Genomic DNA, 14,122 nt, shown 5'->3' on the forward strand with positions numbered 1-14,122 from the left:
AGGCGTGACAGATGGCTCGTGATAAAGTCCGTATGAAGCGCAAAGAGCGCAAGAACATCGCTGCTGGCGTTGCTCATGTGAACTCGTCCTTCAACAACACAAAAATCCTGATCTCTGACGTGCAGGGCAATGCGATCTCCTGGTCGTCCGCCGGTACGATGGGTTTCAAAGGTTCGCGTAAATCGACCCCCTATGCTGCACAGATGGCTGCTGAAGATGCTGCCAAAAAAGCACAGGACCATGGTCTGAAGACGATCGAAGTCGAAGTTCAGGGTCCTGGTTCGGGCCGTGAATCGGCCCTGCGCGCCTTGGCGGCAGCAGGTCTGAACATCACGTCGATCCGTGACGTAACGCCGATGGCCCACAACGGTTGCCGTCCGCCGAAACGTCGTCGCGTATAACGACATTACACTACTGATCGGGCTGCGCTTTTGCGTGGCCCGGTTTCGTCATTTCTGATCCTCGGGCGTCCCCGCTTCTGGACATGGGCAAGGGACTGGTATGGAGGCGACACGCATGATCCACAAGAATTGGCAAGAACTCATCAAGCCGACACAGCTTGTTGTTAAGGCAGGTAACGATGCCGCGCGTCACGCGACGGTCATTGCCGAGCCGTTGGAACGCGGCTTCGGTCTGACGCTGGGCAACGCACTTCGTCGTGTGCTGCTGTCGTCGCTGCAAGGCGCTGCTATCACTTCGGTTCAGATCGACAATGTCCTGCACGAGTTCTCCTCGGTTTCAGGCGTTCGCGAAGATGTCACGGACATCGTGCTGAACCTGAAGGGCGTTTCGATCAAGATGGAAGTCGAAGGGCCGAAGCGTCTTTCGATCAATGCCAAGGGTCCGGGCGTTGTCACCGCTGGTGATATCTCCGAAACCAATGGAATCGAGATCCTGAACAAGGATCATGTCATTTGTCACCTTGACGATGGTGCCGAAGTCTCGATGGAGCTGACGGTCAACACCGGTAAAGGTTACGTCTCGGCTGACAAGAACCGTCCGGAAGATGCGCCGATCGGTCTGATTCCGATCGACGCCATCTATTCGCCCGTCAAAAAAGTCAGCTACGATGTCCAGCCGACCCGTGAAGGCCAAGTGCTGGATTACGACAAGCTGACGATGCGTATCGAAACCGACGGATCGTTGACCCCGGATGATGCTGTGGCCTATGCCGCCCGCATCCTGCAGGATCAACTGTCGATCTTCGTCAACTTCGACGAGCCGGAAGCATCGACACGTTCGGACTCCGATGACGGGCTGGAATTCAACCCGCTGTTGCTGAAGAAGGTTGATGAGCTGGAATTGTCGGTCCGTTCGGCGAACTGCCTGAAGAACGACAATATCGTCTACATCGGTGATCTGATCCAGAAAACCGAAGCTGAGATGCTGCGTACACCGAACTTCGGTCGTAAATCCCTGAACGAGATCAAGGAAGTGCTTTCGGGCATGGGCTTGCATCTCGGCATGGACGTTGAAGAGTGGCCGCCAGAGAACATCGAGGATCTGGCCAAGCGTTTCGAAGACCAGTTCTAAGAATCAGGGGGCGCTTCGGCGCCCTCGAAATGCCCCGGATGCGGGGGAATTAAAGGGCAATTCCGCCCCAAGGTGAGCTGGTCGCAACGACTGATCAGCCGGACAAAGCAAAAGGAGATGACCATGCGTCACGCACGCGGATACCGCCGCCTGAACCGTACCCATGAGCACCGCAAGGCAATGTTTGCCAACATGTCGGGTGCCCTGATCGAGCACGAGCAGATCAAGACGACTCTGCCCAAAGCAAAAGAATTGCGTCCGATCGTTGAAAAACTGATCACGCTGGCAAAACGTGGCGACCTGCATGCCCGTCGTCAGGCGCAATCGGCACTGAAAGAAGAGAAGCACCTGGTGCGTCTGTTCGAAATCCTCGGCCCGCGCTACAAAGAGCGTCAGGGCGGTTACATCCGCATCATGAAAGCCGGCTTCCGCTATGGCGACATGGCGCCGATGGCAATCATCGAGTTTGTCGACCGCGACACCTCCGCCAAAGGCGCAGGCGACCGGGCGCGTCTCGAAGCTTTCGAAGCCGAATAAGCATTTACGTAAATGTTCTTTCAAAAGCCCGCCGTTTGGCGGGCTTTTTCTATTGCGATAAGGCGTTTCAGGCACAACACTGTATTAGCGCAACTTATAGTTAAAAGGCCGGCCTGTGTCAGCAGATCACGAAATAGACGAGATTGATGACGATCTGGTCGATGATGCCGTAGAATTGGAAATAGAAAAACTGTCAGGATTACCTGATACGAATTACGTAATTGTACCGCATATCCGGTTCGGCCGTTTTTCGACTTATTTTACCACGCTTGATCCGATTTGGACCCATTACTACAAAAAGATGGGCTTTCTTTTGCGCGATCCCGGAATTGGGTGGGGGTGTACGACCAATGGCGTTCTGCGCTGGACTGATCCTTCAATTCTGGATCCACATGGGATTTTCGATGAAGCGCGACGCTTCGGAATAAAACATGCCATTGTGGCTGCTGTCGGGCCGCCATCCTCGCTAACCTATGGATTTTTATGCCGGTATAATTCCGAAATCAGTGACGATGAAATGGAGATGTTCTTTAATGTCGTCCAGCTTGCACATGACAGGCTTATTCCGCCCGAATATCTGACTACGGCGCAAATAGAAGCCCTAAGGTTGATTGCAGCAGGGACGCGCTATGCTGCGGCTGCGGCTGCCTTGAATATCTCCGAAAGCGCGCTGAAGGCTCGTCTGCATTCTGCCCGGGCCCGATTGCAGGCAAAGACCACTCCAGAAGCCATCCGCCGGGCGCAGGATTACGGGCTGATCTGAAGCCTGCTCTTTTCCGGCACGGAGTTTCCGCCTACATCCCAAGCATGGCCGATCTTTTTGACGAAACTCCCGCCCCGCCGCCGCCGCAAGGCAACCGCCCTTTGGCGGACCGTCTGCGGCCGCGCACCTTGGCCGATGTTATCGGGCAGGAGCGTATTCTGTCAGCTGACGGGCCGCTGGGGGCGATGCTTGCGGCGCATAGCCTTTCGTCGATCATTCTCTGGGGGCCGCCGGGTGTCGGCAAGACAACGATCGCCCGCTTGCTGGCCCATGAAACAGATCTGGCCTTTGTGCAGATCAGCGCCATTTTCACCGGCGTGCCCGATCTGCGCAAGGTTTTCGAACAGGCCCGTGTCCGGCGTCAGAACGGGCAGGGGACGCTACTGTTCGTGGATGAGATACACCGCTTCAACAAGGCGCAGCAGGACAGCTTCCTGCCGCATATGGAGGATGGGACGATCCTTCTGGTCGGGGCCACAACGGAAAACCCGTCGTTCGAGCTGAACCCAGCCGTCATGTCCCGCTCTCAGGTCATTGTGCTGGAACGATTGGCGCTGAAGGATCTGGAGCGTCTGGCGCAGCGTGCCGAACAGGAAATGGGCCGTGCCCTTCCGCTTGATGGACCGGCCCGGGAAAGCCTGATGGAAATGGCGGATGGTGACGGTCGTGCGCTGTTGAACCTGATCGAGCAGGTCAGCGCGTGGAAGCTGGACCGTATCCTGGACCGTACGGCCCTGTCAGAGCGGCTGATGCGCCGTGCCGCCAAATATGACAAGGCCGGGGAGGAGCATTACAACCTGATGTCCGCCCTGCACAAATCGGTGCGCGGGTCCGATCCAGATGCAGCGCTTTATTGGTACGCCCGCATGCTGGAAGGGGGCGAGGACCCCCGTTATCTGGCGCGGCGGATCGTTCGGATGGCAGTTGAGGATATCAGCCTTGCCGACCCTACGGCGATGGGCATCTGCCTTGAGGCGTGGCAGACCTATGAACGGTTGGGATCACCCGAGGGGGAATTGGCGCTTGCAGGGGCGGTCGTGTACATCGCCTTGGCCCCCAAATCCAACGCTGTCTATACCGCCTACAAGGCGGCCCGTGCCGCTGCGCGTGAATCGGGATCCCAGCCCCCGCCACTGCATATCCGCAACGCTCCCACCCGTATGATGAAGGATATGGGCTATGGGGCCGATTACGCCTATGACCATGACCAGCAGGATGGCTTTTCAGGCCAGAATTATTTCCCCGAAGGCATGAAGCGCCCGGTATGGTATGCACCGGAGGAGCGCGGATACGAGCGGGAGCTGAAAAAGCGGGTCGAGTATTTCGCCAAACTGCGTATCAAACGCAACGGCGGTTGACATTCGAAGCCCAGCACCGGAGACAGCGTCGATGTTTCTCACAATTCTACAAGTCGGTTTGGGTGGCGCCATTGGCGCCTGTTTGCGGTTCGGGGTCAATATGACCGTCGGACGTCTGGGTATTGCCGTGCCGTGGGCTACGCTTTCTGTTAATATTGCAGGATCGTTGCTGATGGGGGTTCTGGCAATGACACTGGCGGAAAAGGGCGGCATGCGTTTCGCACCGTTCCTGCTCACAGGCTGCCTTGGCGGCTTCACGACCTTTTCCGCCTTCTCGCTGGATACGTTGACCCTTTGGGAACGTGGCGAGGTTCTTACCGCCGGTGCATATGTGCTGGCATCCGTTATCCTGTCGCTCCTTGCCGTGATGGCCGGCGCGGCCCTTGCCCGAGGAGTGCTGGCATGAGCGTTCAAACCGTGACCGTATCCGAGGATGAGGGGGAGCAGCGTCTGGACAAATGGTTCCGTCGCCGTTTTCCGCAGGTAACGCAGGGGGCCATCGAAAAGATGTGCCGCACCGGCCAGATCCGCGTGGACGGTGGCCGGGTGAAGGCATCCGACCGGGTAGAGCCGGGAATGTCGGTCCGCGTGCCACCTTTGCCGGAAGAGCAGGCCCCGCATCCCGCAGGTGCGCGCATAACTTCGGCTGATATCAAGATGATCCAGGATGCGGTCATCTACAAGGATGAACATATAATCGTCATCAACAAGCCTCCGGGCCTGCCCAGCCAGGGCGGTTCGGGGCAGGGGATGCGCCACGTGGACGGCCTCGCCGAAGCCCTGATGTTCGGGTACAAGGACAAGCCCAAGCTGGTCCACCGACTGGACAAGGATACGTCGGGTGTCCTGATGCTGGCCCGCACGGATCGCGTGGCCCGTGCCCTGTCCGAATCCTTGCGCCACCGGAATGCGCGCAAGATCTATTGGGCATTGGTGGCAGGTGTACCTACGCCGAAAAAGGGCACGATCAAATACGGCCTCATGAAAACAGGTGGCCGTGGGGATGGTGAAAAGATGGTCTGCGTGCATCCGGCAAAGATGTCAGATTTCCCGTTGGCCAAGCGGGCGCAGACCGATTATTTCGTGCTCTGGTTCCTTGGTAACCGTATGTCGTGGATGGCGCTGGAGCCTGTAACGGGCCGCACCCACCAGTTGCGGGCGCATATGGCCGAAATGGGTCACCCGATCTTGGGGGATGGCAAATACGGCGGCAGCGGTCAGGAGAATCTTGGCGATGGCTGGGGCGCACAGGTGGGCGGCGATGTCAGCCGCAAGATGAACCTGCACGCGCGCCAATTGACGATCGAACATCCGATCCTGAAAAAGGACATGACCTTCGTTGCGCCCTTGCCCGATCATATGCTCCGTACGTTCAAGCTGCTGGACATGAAGGAAAACGACGTTCCTGCCGATCCTTTCGGGGCCTGAACATGGAATGGTCGCCCAAACGGTTCTGGACCGCTGCCACCGTTGCCCCTGAAGGCGACGGTTTTGCCGTTCATCTTGATGGTCGCCCCGTACGCACACCGGCAAAGACTCCGCTGATCGTGCCGACGGAGGGGCTGGCGAAGCTGATTGCATCGGAGTGGGAAGCGCAGACCGATGCCGTCCGCCCGGACACGATGCCCGCCACCCGCAGCGCGAATGCAGCCCTCGACAAGGTTGCCCCCCAGAGGGAGGCCGTGGTGAATGAAATCGCGAATTACGGTGGCAGCGATCTTCTGTGCTACCGTGCCGATGGCCCTGCCGAGCTGGTCGGCCGTCAGGCGGCGTGGGATGCGCTGCTGGACTGGTCACGGACCCATCTGGATGCCCCCCTGGATGTTACTGTCGGATTGATTCCCATACAGCAGCCCGATGCGTCCATTGCCCGTTTGCGGGCACATGTGTCTAATCTTTCATCGTTCGAACTTGCGGCGCTGCATGATTTAGTAGCAATTTCCGGCTCGTTGATTTTGGGGCTGGCGGTTGCGAACCAGCGGCTCAAAGGCGCCGAAGCCTTCGAAATATCCCGTATAGACGAAGCATTTCAGGCAGAGACCTGGGGTGTAGACGAAGAATCTTCCATTGTTGATGCCCGTCGGCGCGCTTCATTTTTAAGCGCCGAAGCGTTTTTCCTATTGTGTCGGTGACAATCTGACGGAATAGCTTGGTCATCCGGATCGCGAATTAAGCAGTTCCAGATTGTCTGATTGAAAAAGATACTCTGGGGCTGTGGCGCGACTTGACGCGATGAAACCATAAGCCCGAATATGGGCACGCGCGGAAAAACGCCTAACGGGAACTCTCCCTGCGGTGTTCGAGGCCGACATACCGTCCAACGGGGCGGACAATCAGGAAGAGGTAACTATGAAAAAAACCGTATTCTTTGGCACCCTCACAGCGGCTGGCCTTGCTGCCGGCCTGGCATCGGCGGCAACGCTTGATGACGTGAAGGCACGCGGAGAGCTGGTCTGCGGCGTGAACCCCGGCCTGACCGGATTTGCGGCCCCTGACGCCAACGGCACATGGACTGGCTTCGATATCTCGCTATGCCGCGCGGTTGCCGCTGCGGTGCTGGGGGATGGCACCAAGGTGCGTTTCGTTCCGACCACTGCCGAGACACGCTTTACCGCGCTGGCTTCGGGCGAGATCGACATGCTCGCACGGAACTCCACCTGGACCTTCTCGCGTGATACAGACCTTGCGCTCGATTTTGCAGGCGTGAACTACTATGACGGCCAGGGCTTCATGGTGAACAAGGCGCTTGGCGTAACATCGGCCAAGGAGCTGGATGGCGCGACGATCTGTATCCAGACCGGTACCACGACCGAGCTGAACCTCGCAGATTACTTCGCGATCAACAACATGAGCTATACGCCTGTTGCGATCCAGTCGAATGCCGAAGGCGAGCAGCAGTATCTGGCAGGCGCATGTGATGCCTATACCACGGACGCGTCCGGCCTGGCTGCGACGCGCGCTGCCTTTGCCACGCCTTCCGACCACATCATCCTGCCGGAAATCATCTCCAAAGAGCCGCTCGGGCCTGCTACGCGCCAAGGTGACAGCCAGTGGAACGATATCGTTCGCTGGACGCTGAATGCCCTGGTTGCGGCCGAGGAATACGGCGTCACCTCGGCCAATATCGAAGAGCTGGCGACCAATTCGCAGAACCCCGAGGTCAAGCGCCTTCTGGGAACCGAAAACAACCTCGGCGCCATGATCGGTCTTGATGCCGACTGGGCAAAACGCGCGATTTCGGTCGGCGGCAACTATGGCGAAATCTTCTCTGCCACGATCGGTGAATCGACCCCGATCGGCCTGGCACGCGGGCTGAACGCCCAGTGGACACAAGGCGGCCTGCTGTACGCGCCTCCCTTCCGCTAAGGTTTCGGGGCGCGGCGGCATGACTGCCGCGCCCGCTTCATGACGACAGGTAAGGCCGCATAGACGCCACCGGTCGCAAAGACTGACATTCCATAACAGGGGGTGCACATGGCACATGCCGTGGAGAGGCCGAAAGACACCTTTCGGCTGAGCATGCTGATCTACGACACACGTTACCGGTCGCTTACCATTCAGGTCATTGTTTTCCTGCTTGTTATGGCTGGCGCAGCCTGGCTCGTCGACAACATCATCCGCAATCTTTCCGCTTTGGGTAAGGATTTCGATTTCGGATTTCTGGGTGTCCGCGCAGGCTATGATATCGCGCAGCGGTTGATCCCTTATTCGCAGAACAGCACGCATGCGATGGCGCTGCTGGTCGGGCTGATGAACACGCTTCTGGTGGCGGTTCTGGGCTGTATCATGGCCACGATCGTTGGCGTGATGGTCGGCGTTCTGCGGCTGTCCTCCAACTGGCTTGTTGCGCGGTTGATGACGGTCTACGTGGAAATTTTCCGTAACGTGCCGGTCTTGTTGTGGATTCTGCTGATCTACACGGTCTTTACCGAAGCCTCTCCTGCACCGAATGCCTTCCGCCCCGATCCGCAAACAGGTGAGGTGACGAAAACGCTGTTCCTTGGCCTTTTCGCGATCACCAACCGCTATACCGCCATTCCGAACCTGCAATTCGAGCAGGGTCTCGGGTCGCTGGATCTCGGCCTGTTCTCTTTGAACCTTACGTTCGCGGCTGTGGTCGTCCTGCTGGCTATCGGGCTTTATGTCCGCAGCCGCATCATTCGCCATGCCACCGCAGTGCAGCACGCTACGGGTAAACGGCCCCAGACCTGGTGGAAATCGCTTCTGGTGGTTTTCCTGCCGACGATCCTGCTGTGCATTGCCCTTGGCGCACATTTCGATCTGCCCGTGCTGCGCGGGTTCAACTTTGTCGAAGGGCTCAATGTTTCCAACTCGTTGATGGCCCTGTGGCTGGCGCTTTCGCTTTATACAGGAGCGTTCATTGCAGAAATCGTGCGGGCCGGTATTCTTGCCGTATCGCAGGGACAATCCGAGGCGGCCTTTGCCTTGGGGCTGCGCCCGCGCCGGACAATGAACCTCGTGATCCTGCCGCAGGCACTGCGGGTAATCATCCCTCCGCTCATTTCGCAATACCTGAACCTTATGAAGAACTCGTCCCTCGCCATTGCCGTGGGCTATCTTGATCTGCGTGGCACACTTGGCGGGATCACCCTGAACCAGACCGGGCGAGAGCTGGAATGCGTTTTGCTGATGATGCTGATCTATCTTGCGATCAGCCTTGTGATCTCCAGCGGAATGAACGTCTACAACTCCCGCGTAAAACTGAAGGAGCGGTAAGATGAGCGATACCGACGCACAATCCGTATTCTTCATGCGCGATACGATGCTGCCGCAGGTCCCGCCGCCTGCGGGGCAATCCGGCCCGGTGCGGTGGCTGCGCGAAAACCTTTTTTCCGGGTGGTTCAATACCATTCTGACCATTTGCGGTCTGATCGCGCTTTATTTCCTGCTGCGTGGGCTGCTGCCGTGGTTTGCCCATTCGGTCTGGACGGCCGATACCCTGTCGGAATGCCGGCAGATCATCGCGGCAAAATGGGGACCTGATGCGACAGGGGCGTGTTTTGCCGTCGTGCGCGAACGCTGGACGCAATGGCTGTTCGGTTTCTACCCGCGCCATCTGTACTGGCGGCCCGTTCTGACGCTGGTCCTGATGTTTGTCGCCATGGCGCCGGTCCTGTTTCCGGGTGTCCCGCGCAAGCTGATGATCTTTTCGGCGATCTATCCGTTCCTCGGGTTCTGGCTGCTCTGGGGCGGTTCGGCCTGGGTGCCACTGGGTGGAATGGCAGGATTTGTGTTGGGTTATATCGCTTGGCGAGTGCTACGGGAGAACCGTCCGTTGGTCGGTATTCTGGTGGCGGTAGTCATTGCGCTTCTCTGGTGGTTGCTGCTGGCCGGACCGGTCATCGACCTGTTCCGCTCGATCGCACCGCTTGCAATCGAATCCGTCCGTTCGGACCGGTTTGGCGGGTTTGTTCTGTCCCTGACGATTGGCGTGGCGGCCATTGCGATCTCCCTCCCGCTGGGAATTGCGTTGGCGCTTGGCCGGCAGTCGGACATGTTCCTGATCAAGACACTGTCGGTCGGCTTCATCGAATTCATCCGGGGGGTTCCGCTGATCACGCTGCTGTTCACGGCGTCTCTGCTGCTGAACTACTTCCTGCCGCCGGGCACGAATTTCGACATCATCCTGCGCGTCATCATCATGGTCTCGCTGTTTGCTGCCGCCTATATCGCCGAGGTGATCCGCGGCGGTCTGGCTGCCCTGCCACGAGGACAGTATGAGGCCGCGGATTCCCTCGGGCTGGATTATTTCCAGGCGCAGCGCCTTATCGTGCTGCCGCAGGCGCTGAAGATCTCCATCCCCGGAATCGTGTCGGTGTTCATCGGATTGTTCAAGGATACCACGCTGGTCATCTTCGTCGGGCTTCTGGACCCGTTGAAGGGTATCACCGATGCCGTCCGTGCCTCGATCGACTGGAAAGGCATCTATTGGGAGCCGTATATCTTCGTCGGCTCGATCTTCTTCCTCTTCTGTTTCGGCATGTCCCGCTACTCCATGTATCTGGAGCGCCGGCTGAAACGCGACCACCGTTAAGGAGACCATCATGGAAACCATCGAACGCGCCCCCGATATGAGCCATATGCAGGTCAGCGACGAAATCGCGATCCAGATCCGTGATATGAACAAATGGTACGGCACATTCCACGTATTGCGCGACATCAACATGACCGTGAACCGGGGCGAACGAATCGTTGTCTGCGGCCCGTCCGGCTCGGGCAAATCGACGCTGATCCGCTGCATCAACCGTCTGGAAGAGCATCAGGCCGGTCAGATCATCGTAGATGGCACCGAGCTGACATCGGACCTGAAGAATATCGACAAGGTCCGCTCCGAGGTTGGTATGGTGTTCCAGCACTTCAACCTGTTTCCGCATCTGACGATTCTGGAAAACTGTACCCTTGCGCCCATCTGGGTGCGCAAGGTGCCAAAGGCCGAGGCGGATGCCACGGCAATGCATTTCCTTGAAAAGGTGAAGATCCCCGATCAGGCGCATAAATACCCGGGGCAGCTTTCAGGCGGGCAGCAACAGCGGGTCGCGATTGCCCGTTCGCTTTGCATGAAGCCGCGCATCATGCTGTTTGACGAGCCGACATCCGCGCTGGATCCTGAAATGATCAAGGAGGTTCTGGATACCATGATCTCCCTGGCAGAAGAGGGGATGACCATGATCTGCGTGACCCATGAAATGGGCTTTGCCCAAGCTGTCGCGAACCGTGTCGTGTTCATGGACCAGGGTCAGATCGTGGAGCAGAATACCCCGCGCGAATTCTTCAACAATCCGCAGTCAGAACGTTCGCGTACATTCCTCAGCCAGATTCTGGGGCATTGATCAAAGGTCGCGGGGCACGGTAAAGGCAACCGGCTCCGCACCCGCAAATCCTGCGTCTTTCCAGCTGTCGCCCCCAAAATCTGCAATCAGCGTGGCGGCTGTCGGATAATCGGCAAAGCGTATGTGCGAAGGAAAACGCATCAGGATATTCTGGGCAAAACTGCCGATCCCGGGATTATGCCCGATCATGGCCACCGTGCCTGCGGTGGCCTTTCGCAATTCACGCATCATGCAGTCAGGGCTGGCATGATAGAGGTCCGGAATAAGGGTCGGCGTGATCGCCGGAAATACCAGCGCCGATGTTTCCCGGGTTCGCCGCGCATCCGAACACAAGATCTCGGAGGGGGCGATGCCCTGCTGCTCCAGCCATCCGGCAATGGCGGCACATGACTCTATTCCCCGTGGGGCAAGCGGGCGCTGGTGATCTGTCAGAAGCGGATCATCCCATCCGGATTTTGCATGCCGGATCAGGATCAGGCGCGGCATCAGTCGACCCTCGGTTTCACGCGTGCCTCGCTGGAACGGATCATGGAGCCTGCACCGTGATCGGTGAAAAGTTCCAGCAGCACCGCATTCGGAACACGGCCATCCAGAATGACAACGGCCCGCACGCCGTCCTCGATGGCGGCCAGTGCCGTTTCGGTCTTGGGGATCATCCCGCCGGCAATGGTCCCGTCCTCGGTCATTGAGCGTACATCGTCCGGGGTCAGCTGGGTCATGACATCGCCCGCCTTGTTCTTCACACCCGAAACATCGGTCAGAAGCATCAGGCGGTCCGCCTTCAATGCACCGGCAATCGCGCCTGCGGCGGTATCCCCGTTCACATTGAACGTCTCGTTATCTTCCATGCCCGTGGCCACGGGGGCTACGACCGGAATGATACCCGCCTGATACAGGTCACGGATGACCTGAACGTTCATCTCGACAGGGCGGCCAACGAAGCCAAGTTCCGGATCATCGGCGACGGCAACCATCAGGTCGTCATCCTTGCCCGAAATTCCCACAGCACGGCCACCCTGATCGTTGATAGCCTGTACGATGCGCTTGTTCACAAGGCCGGACAGAACCATTTCCACGACTTCGACGGTTGCTTTGTCGGTCACTCGCTTGCCGCGCACGAATTCAGATTTGATACCCAGCCGGCCCAGCAGATCATTGATCATCGGTCCCCCGCCGTGAACGACCACGGGGTTTACGCCCACCTGGCGCATCAGCACGATGTCCCGGGCGAATTCGGCCATCGCCTCATCATCGCCCATGGCGTTTCCGCCGAATTTCACGACGACAACGGCACCCGCGTAGCGCTGCAGATAGGGCAGCGCTTCGGACAGGGTGCGGGCGGTGGCAATGGAATCACGCATCATGGCAAGCTGTTTCTTCATGGGGGGCAGTCCTTGAGGATCGCACAAGGACTAGCCGCTTTACGGGGGCCTGCCAAGCGTTACGGTAGCTTTGGCGGTATTACGAGATCGTCTGTCAGCGGGACGGTTTGCCGTTCGATCATCCGGTGAACCGGGGGATCGCCCTCTCCCTGATGAAGGGCGCGCAATGCGTTGTAGCTTTCGACGTCTGCGCGGGTGCGCCGGATGTTATGGCGGATGTATTCGACCCATGTAGGGACGTGATAGGTTTCCACCCAGATGTCGGGGTTTTCCAGATCGCGCAGCAATGCCCACTGCCGCGCCCCGTCCCGGATACGCACCCGCCGCCGCGCTGTCATCGCGGCCAGAAAGGCCGCGGTGTTTTCCGGCGGTATATCCCAATCGATCATGATCATGATCGGCCCCGACTGGGGCTTCAGGTCCAGTCGCAGGGCAGGGGCGCTGAACGTATCGGCGGGGTCCAGATTTTCATTGTTGAAATCGGGCATGGGCCAGATCCGGCCCATGAGGGCGCCCAGCAGCATCACCCCTACTGCAATCAGCAGGGTGATCTGGATTGTGAAGGATTCGGATAATGCACCCCATAGCCAGCTGCCCATGGCCATGCCGCCGAATGTCGCCGTCTGGTAGATGGACAGTACCCGCCCCACCACCCAGCGGGGGGTCGATAGCTGGACAGATACGTTGAACAGCGAAAGGGCGCTGACCCATGAGGCTCCGCCCATCATCAGGCCGATCATGGTCACAGGCTGGAAGCTGGAAAAGGCAACGACCAGCGTTCCCATGGCATAAAGCAGGAATGCACCGGCGACGATGGTTTCGATCCGGAACTGTTTGCGCAGGCGGGGCGCGGCAAAGGCGCCGCCAATGGCCCCCAGACCGAAGGCACCCAGCAACACACCGAATGTGCGGGCTTCGGCCTGCAGCACATCCCGCGCGATAACAGGAAGGAGCGCCAGCATGATGATGGCCGAGACACCAAACACGAGCCCGCGCAGGATCACACGGCCCAGTTTTGGAGAGAGTGCCACATAGCGAAGCCCCGCCGCGATTGCCCCGCCGATCTTTTCCGGCGGAAGCGAGCGCGCCTCTTGCGGGCTTTTCCAGCGGGCAAGGGCGTAGATCACCGCAGTATAGCTGATGGCATTCAGGGCGAAGGCCGTTGCCGGCCCCGAGGAGGCAACGATGATGCCGCCGATCGCCGGCCCGACCGAGCGCATAAGATTGAAGCTCATGGAATTGAGGGTGACCGCAGCAGGAAGGTCCTCCCGCGGAACCATATCGCGCATGGACGCCTGCCATGACGGCAGGTGCATCGCATTCCCGCATCCCAGAAGAAACGTGAATGTCAGCAGAAGCCAGGGGGTCAGCAACCCCATGAACGCCACGACTGCCAGCACGAGGGAAACCACCAGCAAAAAGCTCTGGGCGGAAAGCATCACCAGACGGCGGGGAAAATTATCGGCCAGCGCCCCGGCTGCAATGGCCAATATCATGACGGGCAGCGTGGTAGAGGCCTGAACCAGCGCAACCATGTCATGTGATGGTGTCAGGATTGCCATTTGCCAACCGGCGCCGACGTTCTGGATCAGCGTTCCCATATTGGCCACCAGCGTCGCGATCCAGATCATCCGGAATGCGGGGTGGCGCAGGGGCGAGAACATTGATTCCGCCTTTTTCACGTCGGGGGCAGGATCT

Annotated in this window: 15 protein-coding genes; 12 read left to right on the plus strand and 3 right to left on the minus strand. The window is 58.7% G+C overall.

Annotation, left to right across the window (positions count from 1 at the left end):
- The first annotated feature begins 11 nt into the window (after nucleotides 1-11).
- From rpsK to TR36_RS08860, 12 genes are all read left to right on the plus strand, one after another.
- Entirely contained in the window at nucleotides 12-401 is a 390-nt protein-coding gene (gene rpsK / locus TR36_RS08805; protein WP_045391678.1) for a 30S ribosomal protein S11, read from the plus strand.
- A gap of 115 nt (nucleotides 402-516) precedes the next feature.
- Nucleotides 517-1,533, plus strand: a complete 1,017-nt coding sequence (locus TR36_RS08810; protein WP_045392058.1) for a DNA-directed RNA polymerase subunit alpha — start codon at nucleotides 517-519, stop codon at nucleotides 1,531-1,533.
- A gap of 123 nt (nucleotides 1,534-1,656) precedes the next feature.
- On the plus strand, nucleotides 1,657-2,070 hold the full coding sequence (gene rplQ, locus TR36_RS08815; protein WP_045391675.1) for a 50S ribosomal protein L17: 414 nt from the start codon (nucleotides 1,657-1,659) through the stop codon (nucleotides 2,068-2,070).
- A 115-nt stretch (nucleotides 2,071-2,185) separates the two neighbouring features.
- A complete protein-coding gene (locus tag TR36_RS08820) occupies nucleotides 2,186-2,833 on the plus strand; it encodes an autoinducer binding domain-containing protein (protein ID WP_153010530.1) in 648 nt (215 codons plus the stop codon).
- A 44-nt stretch (nucleotides 2,834-2,877) separates the two neighbouring features.
- Nucleotides 2,878-4,191, plus strand: a complete 1,314-nt coding sequence (locus tag TR36_RS08825; RefSeq protein ID WP_045391672.1) for a replication-associated recombination protein A — start codon at nucleotides 2,878-2,880, stop codon at nucleotides 4,189-4,191.
- 31 nt (nucleotides 4,192-4,222) lie between these two features.
- Nucleotides 4,223-4,597, plus strand: a complete 375-nt coding sequence (gene crcB, locus TR36_RS08830; protein ID WP_045391669.1) for a fluoride efflux transporter CrcB — start codon at nucleotides 4,223-4,225, stop codon at nucleotides 4,595-4,597.
- The gene (locus TR36_RS08835) at nucleotides 4,594-5,619 is read left to right on the plus strand and encodes an RluA family pseudouridine synthase (protein WP_045391666.1); all 1,026 of its coding nucleotides are present in this window, start codon (nucleotides 4,594-4,596) and stop codon (nucleotides 5,617-5,619) included. The genes crcB and TR36_RS08835 overlap by 4 nt, the downstream gene beginning before the upstream one ends.
- A 2-nt stretch (nucleotides 5,620-5,621) precedes the next feature.
- Nucleotides 5,622-6,323: an ATP12 family chaperone protein gene (locus TR36_RS08840; RefSeq protein ID WP_045391663.1), complete on the plus strand. Its 702-nt coding sequence runs from the start codon at nucleotides 5,622-5,624 to the stop codon at nucleotides 6,321-6,323.
- A 217-nt stretch (nucleotides 6,324-6,540) separates the two neighbouring features.
- Complete coding sequence (locus TR36_RS08845; RefSeq protein WP_062763044.1) at nucleotides 6,541-7,557, plus strand: amino acid ABC transporter substrate-binding protein; 1,017 nt, start codon at nucleotides 6,541-6,543, stop codon at nucleotides 7,555-7,557.
- A gap of 108 nt (nucleotides 7,558-7,665) precedes the next feature.
- A complete protein-coding gene (locus TR36_RS08850; RefSeq protein ID WP_045391659.1) occupies nucleotides 7,666-8,928 on the plus strand; it encodes an amino acid ABC transporter permease in 1,263 nt (420 codons plus the stop codon).
- 1 nt (nucleotide 8,929) lies between these two features.
- Complete coding sequence (locus TR36_RS08855; protein ID WP_045391657.1) at nucleotides 8,930-10,246, plus strand: amino acid ABC transporter permease; 1,317 nt, start codon at nucleotides 8,930-8,932, stop codon at nucleotides 10,244-10,246.
- A gap of 10 nt (nucleotides 10,247-10,256) precedes the next feature.
- A complete protein-coding gene (locus TR36_RS08860; RefSeq protein ID WP_275477448.1) occupies nucleotides 10,257-11,042 on the plus strand; it encodes an amino acid ABC transporter ATP-binding protein in 786 nt (261 codons plus the stop codon).
- On the opposite strand, the gene TR36_RS08865 is transcribed toward TR36_RS08860, so the two are convergent.
- The 3 genes from TR36_RS08865 to TR36_RS08875 form a co-directional block, all read right to left on the minus strand.
- Nucleotides 11,043-11,528, minus strand: coding sequence for a histidine phosphatase family protein (locus TR36_RS08865; protein WP_045391653.1), 486 nt, complete (start codon nucleotides 11,526-11,528; stop codon nucleotides 11,043-11,045).
- Nucleotides 11,528-12,406: an acetylglutamate kinase gene (gene argB / locus TR36_RS08870; protein ID WP_045392052.1), complete on the minus strand. Its 879-nt coding sequence runs from the start codon at nucleotides 12,404-12,406 to the stop codon at nucleotides 11,528-11,530. Before argB ends, TR36_RS08865 begins: the two co-directional genes overlap by 1 nt.
- Nucleotides 12,407-12,483: 77 nt before the next feature.
- Nucleotides 12,484-14,088, minus strand: coding sequence for an MFS transporter (locus TR36_RS08875; protein WP_062763158.1), 1,605 nt, complete (start codon nucleotides 14,086-14,088; stop codon nucleotides 12,484-12,486).
- Nucleotides 14,089-14,122: the final 34 nt, after the last annotated feature.

Origin of the sequence: Falsirhodobacter sp. alg1 (assembly GCF_000739715.2) — a bacterium.
Classification (GTDB): domain Bacteria; phylum Pseudomonadota; class Alphaproteobacteria; order Rhodobacterales; family Rhodobacteraceae; genus Falsirhodobacter.

Excerpts from the sequence above, each read along its gene's own strand:
- TR36_RS08875 (WP_062763158.1), bottom strand. The coding sequence starts at position 14,088 with ATGTTCTCGCCCCTGCGCCACCCCGCATTCCGGATGATCTGGATCGCG.
- TR36_RS08810 (WP_045392058.1), top strand. The coding sequence starts at position 517 with ATGATCCACAAGAATTGGCAAGAACTCATCAAGCCGACACAGCTTGTT.
- argB (WP_045392052.1), bottom strand. The coding sequence starts at position 12,406 with ATGATGCGTGATTCCATTGCCACCGCCCGCACCCTGTCCGAAGCGCTG.
- TR36_RS08855 (WP_045391657.1), top strand. The coding sequence starts at position 8,930 with ATGAGCGATACCGACGCACAATCCGTATTCTTCATGCGCGATACGATG.
- crcB (WP_045391669.1), top strand. The coding sequence starts at position 4,223 with ATGTTTCTCACAATTCTACAAGTCGGTTTGGGTGGCGCCATTGGCGCC.
- rplQ (WP_045391675.1), top strand. The coding sequence starts at position 1,657 with ATGCGTCACGCACGCGGATACCGCCGCCTGAACCGTACCCATGAGCAC.
- TR36_RS08860 (WP_275477448.1), top strand. The coding sequence starts at position 10,257 with ATGGAAACCATCGAACGCGCCCCCGATATGAGCCATATGCAGGTCAGC.
- TR36_RS08845 (WP_062763044.1), top strand. The coding sequence starts at position 6,541 with ATGAAAAAAACCGTATTCTTTGGCACCCTCACAGCGGCTGGCCTTGCT.
- rpsK (WP_045391678.1), top strand. The coding sequence starts at position 12 with ATGGCTCGTGATAAAGTCCGTATGAAGCGCAAAGAGCGCAAGAACATC.
- TR36_RS08835 (WP_045391666.1), top strand. The coding sequence starts at position 4,594 with ATGAGCGTTCAAACCGTGACCGTATCCGAGGATGAGGGGGAGCAGCGT.
- TR36_RS08825 (WP_045391672.1), top strand. The coding sequence starts at position 2,878 with ATGGCCGATCTTTTTGACGAAACTCCCGCCCCGCCGCCGCCGCAAGGC.
- TR36_RS08865 (WP_045391653.1), bottom strand. The coding sequence starts at position 11,528 with ATGCCGCGCCTGATCCTGATCCGGCATGCAAAATCCGGATGGGATGAT.
- TR36_RS08840 (WP_045391663.1), top strand. The coding sequence starts at position 5,622 with ATGGAATGGTCGCCCAAACGGTTCTGGACCGCTGCCACCGTTGCCCCT.
- TR36_RS08850 (WP_045391659.1), top strand. The coding sequence starts at position 7,666 with ATGGCACATGCCGTGGAGAGGCCGAAAGACACCTTTCGGCTGAGCATG.